Origin of the sequence: Mycobacterium triplex, from assembly GCF_000689255.1 — a bacterium.
GTDB classification, from domain to species: domain Bacteria; phylum Actinomycetota; class Actinomycetes; order Mycobacteriales; family Mycobacteriaceae; genus Mycobacterium; species Mycobacterium triplex.
The window spans coordinates 616,288-630,345 of sequence record NZ_HG964446.1; the positions used below are offsets into that span (position 1 = coordinate 616,288).

General features: G+C 66.9%; 13 protein-coding genes. 8 read left to right on the forward strand and 5 right to left on the reverse strand.

From position 1 onward, the window contains the following. The first annotated feature begins 34 nt into the window (after positions 1-34). On the forward strand, positions 35-886 hold the full coding sequence (locus BN973_RS02785) for a helix-turn-helix domain-containing protein (protein WP_036465744.1): 852 nt from the start codon (positions 35-37) through the stop codon (positions 884-886). Positions 887-973: 87 nt separating this feature from the next. On the opposite strand, the gene BN973_RS02790 is transcribed toward BN973_RS02785, so the two are convergent. Continuing rightward, positions 974-1,702 (reverse strand): GntR family transcriptional regulator, encoded by a 729-nt coding sequence (locus BN973_RS02790; RefSeq protein ID WP_036465745.1) that lies wholly within the window; start codon positions 1,700-1,702, stop codon positions 974-976. Between the two features lie 197 nt (positions 1,703-1,899). Here BN973_RS02790 and BN973_RS02795 point away from each other — a divergent pair, with 197 nt between their 5' ends. Genes BN973_RS02795 through BN973_RS02810 form a run of 4 tightly spaced genes read left to right on the forward strand, consistent with a single transcriptional unit; the run spans position 1,900 to position 6,264 of the window. Further along, positions 1,900-2,592 (forward strand): HAD family hydrolase, encoded by a 693-nt coding sequence (locus BN973_RS02795; RefSeq protein ID WP_036465746.1) that lies wholly within the window; start codon positions 1,900-1,902, stop codon positions 2,590-2,592. After that, entirely contained in the window at positions 2,589-4,016 is a 1,428-nt protein-coding gene (locus BN973_RS02800) for an MFS transporter (RefSeq protein WP_051641097.1), read from the forward strand. Before BN973_RS02795 ends, BN973_RS02800 begins: the two co-directional genes overlap by 4 nt. Beyond that, positions 4,013-5,095, forward strand: a complete 1,083-nt coding sequence (locus BN973_RS02805) for a zinc-binding dehydrogenase (protein ID WP_036465748.1) — start codon at positions 4,013-4,015, stop codon at positions 5,093-5,095. Before BN973_RS02800 ends, BN973_RS02805 begins: the two co-directional genes overlap by 4 nt. Further along, positions 5,089-6,264 carry an alpha-D-ribose 1-methylphosphonate 5-triphosphate diphosphatase gene (locus BN973_RS02810; RefSeq protein WP_084163280.1) on the forward strand — a complete coding sequence of 392 codons (1,176 nt, stop codon included), beginning with the start codon at positions 5,089-5,091 and terminating at the stop codon, positions 6,262-6,264. The genes BN973_RS02805 and BN973_RS02810 overlap by 7 nt, the downstream gene beginning before the upstream one ends. 28 nt (positions 6,265-6,292) lie before the next feature. Here BN973_RS02810 and BN973_RS02815 read toward each other — a convergent pair whose 3' ends face one another. Together BN973_RS02815 and BN973_RS02820 are read right to left on the reverse strand one after the other, a co-directional pair. Next, positions 6,293-6,664, reverse strand: coding sequence for a hypothetical protein (locus BN973_RS02815; RefSeq protein WP_036465754.1), 372 nt, complete (start codon positions 6,662-6,664; stop codon positions 6,293-6,295). Between the two features lie 408 nt (positions 6,665-7,072). After that, entirely contained in the window at positions 7,073-7,672 is a 600-nt protein-coding gene (locus BN973_RS02820; protein ID WP_036465756.1) for a TetR/AcrR family transcriptional regulator, read from the reverse strand. A 176-nt stretch (positions 7,673-7,848) separates the two neighbouring features. On the opposite strand from BN973_RS02820, the gene BN973_RS02825 reads away from it, so the two are divergent. Genes BN973_RS02825 through BN973_RS02835 form a run of 3 tightly spaced genes read left to right on the forward strand, consistent with a single transcriptional unit; the run spans position 7,849 to position 11,719 of the window. After that, complete coding sequence (locus tag BN973_RS02825; RefSeq protein ID WP_036465759.1) at positions 7,849-10,074, forward strand: acyl-CoA dehydrogenase; 2,226 nt, start codon at positions 7,849-7,851, stop codon at positions 10,072-10,074. A 22-nt stretch (positions 10,075-10,096) separates the two neighbouring features. Next, the gene (locus tag BN973_RS02830; protein ID WP_036465761.1) at positions 10,097-11,305 is read left to right on the forward strand and encodes a thiolase family protein; all 1,209 of its coding nucleotides are present in this window, start codon (positions 10,097-10,099) and stop codon (positions 11,303-11,305) included. Continuing rightward, the gene (locus tag BN973_RS02835) at positions 11,306-11,719 is read left to right on the forward strand and encodes a Zn-ribbon domain-containing OB-fold protein (protein WP_036465762.1); all 414 of its coding nucleotides are present in this window, start codon (positions 11,306-11,308) and stop codon (positions 11,717-11,719) included. It abuts the gene before it with no gap. A gap of 63 nt (positions 11,720-11,782) precedes the next feature. Here BN973_RS02835 and BN973_RS02840 read toward each other — a convergent pair whose 3' ends face one another. Together BN973_RS02840 and BN973_RS02845 are read right to left on the reverse strand one after the other, a co-directional pair. Further along, the gene (locus tag BN973_RS02840) at positions 11,783-12,955 is read right to left on the reverse strand and encodes a sulfotransferase family protein (protein ID WP_036465764.1); all 1,173 of its coding nucleotides are present in this window, start codon (positions 12,953-12,955) and stop codon (positions 11,783-11,785) included. After that, the gene (locus tag BN973_RS02845; protein WP_036465765.1) at positions 12,952-14,052 is read right to left on the reverse strand and encodes a DUF1214 domain-containing protein; all 1,101 of its coding nucleotides are present in this window, start codon (positions 14,050-14,052) and stop codon (positions 12,952-12,954) included. Before BN973_RS02845 ends, BN973_RS02840 begins: the two co-directional genes overlap by 4 nt. Positions 14,053-14,058: the final 6 nt, after the last annotated feature.

The window sequence follows — 14,058 nt, forward strand, 5'->3', positions numbered from 1 at the left end:
CCCTGTGCGGGCGCGCCAGCGCTATCGTCGAAATATGCACGATACGCAGTCGTTGGCGACGTTTCTGAGAACGCGCCGCGATCTGCTGAAGCCCGCAGATGTCGGGCTGGCCGAGGGTGAGCGCCGCCGGGTCGCGGGCTTGCGCCGCGAGGAAGTCGCGATGCTGGCCGGCATCAGCGCCGAGTACTACCTGAGGCTCGAGCAAGGCCGGGAACGTCAACCTTCCGATCAGGTTCTGGAGGGCTTGGCGAGCGCGCTGCAGCTCAACGACGACGCCACCCAGTACATGCGCAACCTCGCTCGCCCCGTGCCCCGGCGGCGACGGCGCGGTGCGCCGCCGGTCGAGAAAGTTGACCCCGGTTTGCAAACACTGATTGACAATTGGCATCTGACCCCGGCTTACGTTCACGACCGGCGGATGACCATCGTGGCGGCCAACGCGATGGCGTGCGCGCTGACGCCGTACTTTGGTCCAGGCATCAACCACATGCGGGCGGTGTTCCTGGAACCCGCGCTGCGGAACTGGATCCGCAATTGGGATGAGGTGACCGGCATTCTGGCGTCGTCGCTGCGGTTCAACGTCGCCGAAGACAACTCCGGCGACCCGGAACTGCAAGCGCTGATCGGTGAACTCAGCATTGCCAGCCAACGGTTCCGGACGCTGTGGGCTCGCCAGGAGGTCAAGCAAAAGACCAGTGGCCCAGCCATACTCGACCATCCACAAGTGGGCCTGCTGGAGCTGCGCTACCGCACGTTCGTGCTACCGGATACCAAGCACGTGCTCGTCACCTATTACGCGGAGTCCGGCTCGACCGCCGAGGAGCGCCTGCGGTTGCTTTCCACGCTCACCGGCCCGGCGCCGTCGCCCGAGCCGCCTCCCGCGTGACTACATTGCGGCCTGGACGGTGTTCGTGCTGCGAGAAATCCTGAACCAGAACGAATCTGGCAAAGGAGCAGTCTGACACAACATGCTTCAGAAGCCGACGCGGCTGCTGACGGCGCTGTCGAAGGTGACGCGAATGGTGTCGGCACGCAACCACCGCTGCGTGAGGGACACCGGCCGTAACGTGGCTTCGTCGACGTTGAGACTTTCGATGTACCAACCCAGGCTGGACCGCGGTGCGTCGAGTTGGTCGGCGACCTCGCCCTCGAAGATCTCTGTGCTGGCATGTACCCACGACCGCCGCGGCGACAGGCCCGCGTTGGTGAGGACCTCGTGCAGCGAGTCGTTGGCCCGCATCGCCAGCGCGAGGTCGGGAACCAGTGTGGCGGGCACCCATTCGACACCCCACGCCGCGGGCAGTTCGTTGACGAAGGACAGCCGCACCAGGCGATGACATGAATCCGAGGGCAGCTGCTGCAGTTTGGCGGCGATCTCCGCGGGCGGTAACTGCTGGGCGCAGGATCGCACCACGCTGCGTGGCGATGCGCCGGCGGCGCGAACGGTGGCGCTCCACGAGGGGGCACGTTCCGCATCGATCGGATAGTCGATGCGGTGAGTGGCGAAGCTTCCGGCGCCACGCACCCGGCGTATCACGTTGCGGGCGGTGAGGTACTGCAGCGCGGCGCGCGCGGTCGAGCGGGCAACGGTGAACCGCTGGGCGACCTCGTTTTCGCTGGGGACCCGTTGGCCGTCGTCGAAGCCGCGAATCTCTGCTTCCAGGATTCGGGCGATGGAACGGTACTTCGGGTCGGGGACCACAGCGCACCCTAACGCCGGGTGGATTCTCCTGCTTTGCCAGAGACCGACGATCTTCGAGTTGTTCGGACAACCGCGTTGAGATCGGCCGTCAACGTTCACCTTTCGTACACCTTCACGAAGCCGTCACGCCAGGGCTCAGCCAGACCGTTTCAGCAAAGCTCGGTGCGGTACCCGCATGCCTGGCGGAGGAGACAGACATGATCAGATTGGCCTGCCTGGATATGGCGGGCACCACCGTGCTCGACGACGGCGCCGTCGCGGACGCGTTCGACGCGTCGCTGTCGGCCGCGGGATTATCGACCGGGAGCCCGGACCATGACGCGGCCATTCGCTATGTCCACGAGACGATGGGGCAGTCGAAGATCGAGGTGTTTCAGGCGATCTTCGACGGCGACCTGCGCCGCGCCGAAGCGGCCAACGTCGCGTTCGAAGCGGCCTACATCGAAGCCATCCGGAGCAACCGGGTGGCACCGATGCCGCAGGCCGCCGAGACGATGGAAAAACTCCGCGCAGCGGGCTGCGCCGTCGTGCTCACCACGGGCTTTGCCCCGACCACTCGCGACCACATTATCGCGGCCCTGGGGTGGGGCGACTTGATCACACATGCGTTGTCACCTGTGGACGCCGGCCGCGGACGTCCCTACCCCGACATGATCCTCACGGCTTTGCTGCGCACCGGCACGGCGGCGGTAGACCAGATCGCGGTTGCCGGCGACACCACCAGTGATCTGCTGGCGGGTTCGCGAGCCGGCGCGGCGATCGTGGCCGGCGTCCGCACCGGGGCGCACGGTGATGAAGACTTCGCGACCGTGCCGCACACCCACGTGCTGGACCAGATCGCCGACCTGGTCGCCTGCATCGACACGCACAACCAGGCGGTGTCGCGATGACCACGCCGACCACCGACGGGGTGCGCGGAAGCCTCGACGACGCCCCGGTCAGCCGTTTTCATCTGAAAGCCGCGGTGACCGCAGGGATGGGATTCTTCACCGACTCCTACGACCTCAACGTCATCGGGACGGTGACCTTGTTGGTCAAGCCCGAGTTCCATTTGTCGGCCGGCCAGGTCGGGGCGTTGACCAGTTCGACGCTGCTGGCGGTGGCGGTCGGCGCCTTGCTGTTCGGGCGCCTTGGTGACCTATTGGGGCGCCGACGGGTGTACGGGCTGGAGGCGGTGCTGATGATCATCGGTGCGCTCGCCTCCGCCTTCGCTCCGGACTTCGTCGGCCTGCTGATCGCCCGCGTGGTCCTGGGCATCGGTATCGGCGGCGACTACCCGGCCTCCGGGGTGATCATGACCGAGTACGCCAACCGGCGAAATCGCGGCCGCCTGGTCGGATTGACCTTCCTGTTCTACGTTTTCGGACAGGTCGCGGCCTACGTCGTAGCGTTGGTGATCGTCGGCCTGGGCACGCCGCCGGGATTGTCGTGGCGGCTGATTCTCGGCCTCGGGGCAATCCCGTCGCTGCTGGTGCTGTGGAACCGCCGGCACATGCCGGAATCCCCGCGGTGGACCCTTGTCGTCGCCGGCGATGCCGAGCGGGCGGCGAAGGATCTCAGCGTCTTCTCCGGCCGCGCGGTCCAGGCGGACACTACCGACCGCTGGCCCGCGTCGGTGACGCTGTGGAAAGCGCTGCGCTCGAGATCGTTTCAGCTCACCTTGCTCGGCACTGCGGGCAGCTGGTTCTTCTTCAACGTCGCCGTGTACGGGAACTCGGTGAGCCAGCCATTGCTCATCAACAGCATCGCGCCGCACACCAGCATCGTCACGAACATGGCGATCAACGCGGCGCTGGTGGTGTGTTTCAGCCTGGTCGCCGCCCTCGTCGGGCTGTCCCTGCTGGACCGGATCGGCCGTAAACCGTTGCAGATGCTCGGCTTCGGCCTTTCGGCGTTGTCGATGGCGCTGATCGCCGCGATCCCGGGGCTGACGTCGACGGTCACGCCGTTCGCGGTGGTCTTCGGGTTGTCGCTGTTCGGCATCGCCGTGGGACCCAACTACACGACAATGCTATTGGCCGCAGAATCCTATCCAACCGCGATCCGCAGTACGGCGCATGGGATTTCGGCCGGCACCGCCAAGGTGGGCGCCTTCCTGGGCGCCCTGATCACCCCGGTCATGCTCGCCCACCTCGGTCTGCGGCCGACGGTCCTGATCGCCGGCGTCTGCTTTGCACTCGGCATCGTCGCCACCACGCTGCTCACCGAACCCAAGGACGTCGCGCTGGATACCCTCGACATCGAAGCCCGGCAGCGGAAATCGCGCTCCCGCAAGCTCGTTGCCACAACCGCTGCGCAGCGAGCGTCGGCATGACGGCAGTCGACGGCGCCGTCGCCGCCCGGTATGCGCGCTGGGACGGGGTGGGGCAGCCGATCACCGTGGTGACGACCAGCGCGGCGAGCGACCCCGGTCCCGGCCGGGTGCTGGTCGCGGTCGACCTGGCCACGATCTGTGGGAGCGACCTCCATACCGTGTATGGACGTCGCGACGCTCCGCATCCGGGCATCCTCGGGCACGAGCAGGTGGGCCGTGTGGTGGCCATCGGTTCGGGCGGGCGTCCGCGCTATGCCAACGACGCCGAGGTGGCGATCGGCGACCGGGTCGTGTGGTCCCTCACCGCGTCCTGCGGGCGGTGCCGCAATTGCGTATGGGGTCTGGAACAGAAGTGCCTGCATCTCAAGAAGTACGGTCACGAGGCGCTCGACAGTGCGTGGCCGCTCAACGGCGGCTTCGCCAGTCACTGTGTTCTGTTGCCGGGCACCACGATTGTCGAAGTGCCCGATAGCGTGCCGGACACGGTGGCCGCACCCGCGTCGTGCGCCACCGCCACAGTCGCGGCGGTGCTCGACGCCGCCGAACTCGATCGGCACCGCGATCCCACCCGGATCCTGATCACCGGCGCGGGCATGCTCGGAGTCACCGCGGCCGCGATGGCCGATGCCATCGGTGCCTGGGTTGCGGTGTGCGATCCCGATCCGGTGCGACAGGAAACGGCATACAACTTCGGTGCCGACCTCGTCGTCGGTGACGCAGAGGAGGTGCCGCCGGTCGACGTGGCGTTGGAATTGTCGGGCAGCCCAACGGCTGTCGAAGCGTGCATCGCCAGTTTGGACGTCGGCGGCCGGGCCGTCCTCGCGGGATCGGTGTCGGCCAGTCAGCCCATATCGATCGATCCCGAGCATCTCGTACGCAATCTCATGACGATCACTGGAGTGCACAATTACCGCCCCCTGCATCTTCGGACTGCCATCGATTTCCTCGCGACTCACCACGACCGCTACCCCTTCGCCGAGCTGGTGGCGGCGGCGGCCGATCTGGATCACCTCGATGACGCGCTACGCACTGCGGCGGCCTCCCGGTTGCTGCGCCAATCGGTTTGTCCCGCATGTTAATTAGTTTGCAAGCTGCCCGGGTGATCACCGGAATTCCGGAGCAAGTGGACCACGACGAAGCCGTCGCGCCCCGGTGGGTGACGATCGAGGACGGTTGTATCAGTGCCGTCGGCACCCAGCCGCCGCCACACGCGCGTCAAGTCGACTTGCGACCGTTGCAGCTCTGGCCGGCGTTCACCGACCTGCACTCTGACTCGTTGCCGCGCTTCGAATCTCCCCGGCCGGGTACCGTGATTCCACTCGACGCGGCGTTGGAGGACTTCGCCACGGATGCGGTCGCCCACGGCGTGGTACTGCCTTACCTGTGCATCTCGGTGGGCGAGGGCCCCGACACGGCGGACGGGTATCGCCGGGCGGATGCCGTGCTGCAGACCCTGCAGCGTGTCGCGGGCGAGCTGCCGGTGACGGTGCCGGTCCATCTTCGTGTCGACGTCAGCGACCCCGAAGCCGTCGACGGCACCGCCGAACTACTGCGCCGGCACGGCCGGCGGATCGGGCTGCTGTCGGTGATGGACCACACCCCCGGTCAGGGGCAATACCAAACCGAACGAGCATGGCGTCCGGCGATGGGCACCCGGCTGTGTCTCGGCGACGACGAACTCAACCGCTGGCTGGCCACCCTACACCGGCATGCCACCGGAACACCGTTGCGCCGCAAACAGATTGCCCGCTTCGCCGCGGCGCACAACACGGTGTTCGCCACGCACGACCCGGACAGCGAAAGCGCGGTCGCCGAGGCAGCGGCGATGCGCGCCAGCATTTGCGAGTTCCCCCTCAACCTGGAGGCCGCTGCCGCAGCGCGCAATAACGGACTCGCGGTCGTGATGGGCGCACCCAATGCGTGGCGAGGATCCTCGCACCTGAGCAATCTGTCCGCGCGCGATGCGATCAAGGCCGGCGTGGTGGACGTGCTCACCTCGGACTACCACAGCGGGTCACTGGCCCGGGCCGCCGTGGCCATCAGCGATGCCGGTGTGGATTCGATCGACTCCGCGGTCGCGATGCTCACCACCCGGCCGCGCCGAATCATCGCGTCCTCGAGCTGCGACACCGGTGGGCTCATGCCGGGACACCCGGCCGACCTGGTCGCGGTACGCACGGAACCCACGGCCGCCGTCGTGGCGACCTGGTCGTCGGGCCGGCAGGTCAGCGGTCCCGCACTTTGGTGATGTGCCGCAACGGAAATGGGTGGGCGGGCTAGTACGGCGAGGATTGTTGGGCGAGGTTCAGCAGCGCGTACGCCGCGCAGAGCAGGAAATTCAAAGCCAGCAGCGTCATGCCCGCGATCAGCAAAGAACGTGCACCCTCGCGTCTGAGCTGGCGGTACTTTGCGGTCCGGGCTTCACGGTCGAGTTCGGCCGCGATCAACGCGAATCGGACATCGGCCTCTTCGCTTGCCGGGCACGGTGCGCCGGCCAGCATGGCCCTGAGCCGGGCCGGCGAAGTTTCGACGCCGACGCGCGCGAAGCGGTGGCAAAGGCGGCGCGCGTGCCGACGGCCGAGTATCTCACCGCGCATGTCCAGCTGATGCGCGAGTTTCGCGCGCTCATTCCCCCACGGACTCGTCATAATCCGCAGCCTAATTCGCTCGCGCCGGTTTTCGGGTAGCCGCACGACTACCACCCTGGGTATCGCGACAATCCCCCAAGCAGTTGCACGGCGTGGCAGTTTGCGAGTTCCACACCCGCTGAATAGACAGATCCATTGCTGGGCTCCTGGATTGTCGTTCGGTCGAGGTACTGATCGGATCTTTACATCCGCCCGGATCGAGGTCCAATCCGAATCCGTGATGCCCGCAATCCGTATTGATGATGCTCTAGGCCAGCCACTTTCGCCGTCAGCAGATCGGGATGCGCAACGTTTATGCCGAACCGTCAATTTCGCGGATGGGCCGTGAAATGCCTCGCTAATCTAACTATTATTCGGGCCTGTCGGCCGCATTTCGGCTCCGATCCCAATCGGGTAAACCGATACCGCTCAGCGTTTGGGCTTCAACGACTCGACGATGATTTGCGTGGTCAATTCGGCCCGTCGCCTCGAATACTGCCGCGCGTCCGAGAGGATCGGATATACCACGCCGCCGACAATGGCATCGGCCGCCGACTCGGCGGTGGCCGCATCGATGCCGTCGGCCAACAACCGGGCGCGGACGCTGTCGTGCAACGGCAAACTGAATCCGGCGCGCAACTTCACCGCGGTTTCTTCGTGCTCCATGCAGGCAACGGTCAACGTCCGCAGCATCGCCGAGCCGCGCTCCGTGGTCAGCGTCGCGGTCAGCTTGCGCACCCAGCTCACCAGGTCGGCCGCCAAGTCGTCGGTGTGATCGACCGACGCGAGAATCTTGTCGGCGTCTTCCAGCATGACGTCGGCCACCAGTGCCGGACGGCTGGGCCACCAGCGATAGATCGTCTGCTTTCCGACGCCGGCGCGTGCGGCGACCGCCTCGATCGTCAACCCGTCGAATCCGCGCTCGAGAAGCAGTTCACGCGTGGCGGTGACGATCGCGGTCCGCGACTTCTCGCTGCGGCGCCGTGGCGAGCCGGCCCGCGGGCTCGTGTGGGTGAGATCGGTTGGCATCTGGTGATCCTCGTCTGTCCGGCCCCTCGCCGTCCCCGCCGCGGGGTCCGGGGTCGCTTTACAGACCTCGACCCGCCCCGGTAATCTTCCACAAGACGAGACGGTTCGTCTTGTAAGACGGAAGGATATCAGCCGGTGCGGCCGAAGCCCGTGTTCGCCACAGCGTGGGCGCGGTCATGACCCTGGGACTGACCCCCGAACAGCAGGAACTCAGCGAAGCCGTCGGCCAGTTCGCCGCCCGGCACGCTCCGATCGCCTCGACACGGGACACGTTCGACGCCCTCGCGGCCGGTCGACTGCCCGCATGGTGGGACGCGCTGGTGGCCAACGGCTTTCACGCCGTCCATCTGCCCGAGGATCGCGGCGGTCAGGGCGGGAGGCTGATGGATGCCGCGTGCGTGCTGGAGGCGGCGGCCAAGGCGCTGCTGCCCGGGCCGCTGCTGCCAACCGTGATCACGGGAGCCGTTGCGCTGCTGGCAGATCCGGTACCGGCGTCGGAATCGCTGGTGCGACAGCTGGCGTCCGGAATGCCCGCAGCCGTCGTCCTTCCCGACGACGGCGATTTCCGGGTGCGCTCCGACGGCGAGGGATGGCTGGTCACCGGGAGCTCGAAGGTCACCGCGGGCGCGTGTGCCGCACGAGTAATCCTGGTCGGCGCCCGCACCGACGGTGACGACGTCGTCTGGGTCGCGGTCGATACCGGACAGCCCACAGCGACAGTCGAATCCGAGCCAGGCACCGACCTGGTCGTCGACGTCGGGGTGCTGCGGCTCGCCGACCATCGCGCGGCCGAGTCCGACGTCCTGACCGGAATCGACGCAGACCGCGCGGCCGGTGTGGTCGTGGGCCTGGTGGCCAGCACGATGGCCGGGATCGTGCAGTGGTGCGTCGACGTGGTCACCGCGCACCTGCGCACCCGGGAACAGTTCGGCAAGGTGATCGGCACCTTCCAGGCTCTGCAACACAGCGCGGCAATGCTGTTGGTCAACAGCGAGCTGGCCACGGCGGCGGCCTGGGACGCGGTCCGGGCAGCCGACGAATCACTCGACCAGCACCGCATTGCGGCGGCCGGAGCTGCGACGGTCGCGGTCTCGCCGGTACCCGATCTGGTTCTCGATGCTCTGACGATGCTCGGCGCCATCGGCTTCACCTGGGAACACGACGTGCACCTCTACTGGCGGCGAGCCATCAGCCTGGCCGGCTCGATCGGTCCGGCGAATCGCTGGGCGCGCCGCCTGGGCGAGCTCACCTGCAGTCAGACGCGCGACATGTCGGTCGATCTCGGCGACGCGGAAGCCGAGTTCCGGTCCTGGGTCGCCGAGACGCTCGATGCCGCAATGCAATTGCGCAACGACAAGCCCGCGCCACACGGCGACTACCCGGACCAGGCGTCCGGACCGCAACGCACGTTGATCGCCGACGCCGGACTGATGGCCCCGCACTGGCCCGCGCCGTGGGGCGTCGATGCGGGTCCGTTGAAACAACTCATCATCGACGAGGAGTTCGCCAAACGGCCCGGGCTGGTTCGGCCGTCGCTGAACATCGCCGAGTGGATATTGCCCTCGGTGCTGGCCGCCGCACCAAAAGAGTTGCAGGAGCGGCTGATTCCGCCGACACAACGCGGAGACATTCATTGGTGCCAGCTGTTCAGCGAGCCGGGAGCCGGCTCGGACCTCGCGTCGCTGAGCACCCGGGCGACCAAGGTCGACGGCGGCTGGCGGATCAACGGCCACAAGATCTGGACGTCCTTGGCGCAGTACGCCGACCTGGGCGCGCTCCTGGCGCGCACCGACCCCGAAGCCGGCAAGCACCGCGGCATCGGCTATTTCCTGGTCGACATGCGATCGCCCGGCATCGAAATTCAGCCGATCAAAACGGCGACCGGGCAGGCCCACTTCAACGAGGTCTTCCTCAACGACGTCTTCGTCCCCGACGAGATGCTGCTGGGAGGTCCCACCGACGGCTGGACCCTCGCGATCGCCACCATGGCCGAAGAGCGGTCGGCCATCGGCGGATACGTCAAGTTCGACCGGGCGGTCGCGATCCGCCGACTCGCCGGACAACCCGGCCCAGACCGTGACGACGCGCTGCGTGAGCTTGGTGAGCTCGATGCCTACGCCAACGCCATCAGGGCGCTCGGGGTGCGCGAAACCATCCGGCTGTTGGACGGTCAGGCGTCGGGTCCGGCGTCCAGCATCGCCAAGGTGGCGATGAATGTGCTGCTGCGGCGGACCTTCCAGGCCACGCTGCAGCTGACCGGTCAGGTCGCGATGGTCGATGACGACGACGCCGCGGTCGTGGAGCCTTATCTGCATCTTCCCGCCGAACTGATCGGCGGCGGCACCAGGGAGATCCAGCTGAACATCATCGCGCAGATGATCCTCGGACTGCCGCGCAAGTAAACGTCGAAAACAAGGAAGCACCATGGGATTACGCGGAGAGGCCGCGATCGTCGGCTACGTAGAGCTGCCACCCGAACGGTTGAACAAAGCCTCTCCGGCGCCCTTCGTCCTGGAGCAGTGGGCCGAGCTCTCCGCCGCCGCCCTGGACGACGCGGGGCTGCCGGCCGAGGTGGTGAATGGGATCGTCGCCTCCCACCTCGCCGAGTCCGAGATCTTCGTGCCCTCCACGATCGCCGAATACCTGGGTGTGGGCGCGCGATTCGCCGAACACGTGGATCTCGGCGGGGCCAGCGCCGCGGCCATGGTGTGGCGGGCGGCCGCGGCGGTCGAACTCGGCATCTGCGACGCCGTGCTGTGTGCGCTGCCGGCCCGCTACATCACGCCGTCGTCGAAGCAGAAGCCCAGGCCGATGGTGGACGCGATGTTCTTCGGTTCGTCGAGCAACCAATACGGCTCTCCGCAAGCCGAATTCGAGATTCCGTACGGAAACCTCGGCCAGAACGGACCCTACGGCCAGGTGGCGCAGCGTTATGCGGCGATCTACGGGTACGACGAGCGGGCAATGGCCAAGATCGTCGTCGACACCCGCACCAATGCCAATCACACCGACGGCGCGATCTGGAAGGACAAGCCGCTCACGGCCGAGGACGTGCTGGCCAGCCCGGTGATCGCCGATCCGCTGCACATGCTGGAGATCGTCATGCCCTGCGTCGGGGGCGCCGCGGTCGTCGTCGCCAACGCCGATGTCGCCAGGCGGTCGCGCAATCGCCCGGTGTGGATCAAGGGATTTGGCGAGCACGTGCCGTTCAAGACGCCCACCTACGCCGAGGATCTGCTGTGCACACCGATTGCGGCAGCCGCCGAAACCGCCTTCGCCATGACCGATCTGACCCGTGAGCAGATGGACATGGTGTCGATCTACGACTGCTACACGATCACCGTGCTGTTGTCGCTGGAGGATGCGGGCTTCTGCGAGAAAGGAACCGGGATGGAGTTCGTCGCCAACCACGACTTGACCTTCCGCGGTGACTTCCCGCTCAACACCGCCGGCGGTCAGCTCGGCTTCGGCCAGGCGGGATTGGCCGGCGGCATGCACCACGTCTGCGACGCCACCCGCCAGATCATGGGCCGCGCGGGTGCCGCGCAGGTCGCCGACTGCAACCGTGCCTTCGTGTCCGGCAACGGCGGAATCCTGTCCGAGCAGACGACGCTCATCCTGCAAGGGGACTGACTGATGAACTTCGAGCGGCCGATGCCGGTCAAAACACCTACCACCGCCCCGTTCTGGGATGCGCTGGCCCAACATCGCATCGCCATTCAGTACTCGCCCTCGTCGGACACGTACGTGTTCTATCCGCGGGTACGCGCGCCGCGCACGCTCGCCGACGACTTGGAGTGGCGCGAGATATCCGGCATGGGGACGTTGTATTCCTTCACCGTGGCGCACCGGCCCGTCAGCCCGCACTTCGCCGACGCCGTTCCGCAACTGCTAGCGATCGTCGAATGGGACGAGGGCCCACGGTTTTCCACCGAGATGGTCAACGTCGACCCCGTGGATCTGGCCGTCGGCATGCGAGTGCGCCCGGTGTTCTTCGACTATCCCGAACACGACGTCACGATGCTGCGCTACGAGCCCGCCGACTAGCTACCCCCGGTCGCCGAGCGCCCGGCCAGCCGGGCGTGCGCGGCCGGCGCAGGACGCAACGGGCTACTTCAGCTGCTCGGTAGGCACGTCGTAGCGTTCCTGGTACGCACGCACCCGCTCACGCACCTCGCCGGCGTCCAGTCCGGTGTCCGACCAGGTGTAGCGTCCGCGTCCGCCGTCTCCGGGATGGGCGGCCAGGAAGTCGCGCATCTTCTGCTCGGCCTCGGGCTTCAGCTCTCGGCCGAGCTTGGCATAGATATCCTTGATCGTCGTCCACGGGTCCTTGACGAAATCCGTGAACTGAACGTCGATCATCCGGTCCGCGGGCACAACACCGCTGTCGCGGAACGACATTCCGCGGTCGAGGCCGACGACGATCTCTTCGTACGACTGCGCCGCGCACTCGGCGATGTTCGTCTCGTCGCTGCCCATCCGCCGCAGGTGGTTGGTCAGCGCGGCGATCGACGAGATGACATTGAGCGGATCGCGGTGCGTCTGCACGATCAAAGCGTCGGGGTACTCGGCCATCAGCTTGTCCAGCTGCCACAGGTGCGCAGGTGACTTCAGCAGCCACTGGCCGGGCACACCAGACTGCAGGTGCTGCAGGAAAATTCGATGGAACCGGTACGCGCCGGTGTGGTCGGCGTCGTACATGAGCCAGCGGGCGTAGCTGGGCAGCCGGTACTGCACGGGGAAGATCATGCTGGTGAATTCGCTGGCGGTGATGCGCACGCATTCCTGCCCGACCAGCGCGCCCATCGGGTGAAACGCGAGGAAGCCGGGGATGATCTGCTCGGACATCTCGATGGTGGCCTGCGTCTGCGCGATACGCGGATCGGTGTGATAGGTCTCGGGCTGCGGGACCGGGCAGGGCGCGTCGACCTCCCAGGTCAGCGGTGGCCGCAGCTCGGGATCCTGGGCCAGCAGGTCGTAGAGGATGGTCGTGCCGGTGCGGGGCTGGCCGACGATGAAGATCGGCGAAGTGATTGGCTTGCGGGCGATTTCGGGATGTTCTTTGCGCCAAGCGGTCACACCGAGCCGGCTCGTCAGGGCGCGGATGATGTCGAGGGAGGCGACCTCCACACCGATCGCCGACAGCCGTGCCTCGTTGACCAGGCCGTCGGCGAGACGTTCCAGTCCGGGCCGCCAGCCGTCGGCGCCGAAGTCGTCGCAGCCGGCCTGTTCGCAGGCGGCGGCGATCAGGTTGTCCGGGTTGAATCGCTCCTGCAACGTCATGCCCGGGCCCCGCCCTCGCGCACGGAAACCTTCACGTCGGGCGGGGTGGGGTTGTCCAGCCAGCGCAGCACGACGAAGCCGCGATGACGGCCACCGGTGTCGAGCCAATGTCCAAAACCCAGGTCCTGCGCCGAGATTGCGATACGCACCCGCCCGTCGGCGTCCGGCCGCACGCCGCGGTTGGTCACCGAACTGTGCCGGCGGCGCGGCTCGTGGCACTCGTGCCAGACGCTTTCCAGCGTGACGTTCCAGTACCGGGTGTCGGGTGGCTCGATGTCGAGCACCAGCGCCTGGCCGGGGTCGAGCCGGTAGCTGCCCATCATGTACAGGTTGTCCGGCGTCGTGTCGGCCGCGCCTAGGTCGGCGGCCTCGGCGGTCAGCAGCGTGTTCGGCTGTGCCAGCAGCTCGGGCTTGATCGTGCGGTGCAATGTGGTCAGCTTCATCAGCGACCACGCCATCGCGGTGAACTGTTCGGCCAGTTCGCCATCGGACAGCACGCCCACCGGGTCGGGGTCCAGCGCCTCGATGCTGATGGTGGCAGGCTGCTCGGAGGCGCGATCACCGATGTACTCCCGGACGACCACCGACGACGCGTCCTCGGGGATCTGTATCCACTGCGCGCCGCCCAGATCGGCGGACTCGTCGGCCGAGAGCACCAGCGTGAACTCACCCGAATCGAGGTCGAGGTTGGTGTCGCCGACGTAGTTGGACATCCGCCGCGGGGTCAGGCCGGTGCCGGCCAGGATCTGGAAGCCGAGGTAGGCGGTCGTGCCGCGGGTCCCGGTGATCCGATAACGCCGATCGCCGCGGATCATCGCCAGGAAGTAGTTGCCGTCGGGATTGGGCCCGCCGATCATCCGGGTGTCCGAACACATATCGAAGAAGGCGGGGCGAGCGGTGTCGGCCTCGACGGCCATCTGCGAGCACAACGACGACACCCGGGCGATCACTCGCAACCCTTCGAGCAACTCGCGCTCGGATTCGGCGTCTTCGGTCACGATCTTGGTGACGTCGCTGATCATCTGCTGGAAGAACTGCCATGCGGCACGCGCACGCGGAGCGCTCTCGGCCGGCGCCGTCGCCAAGGTATGAGACATAGTCTT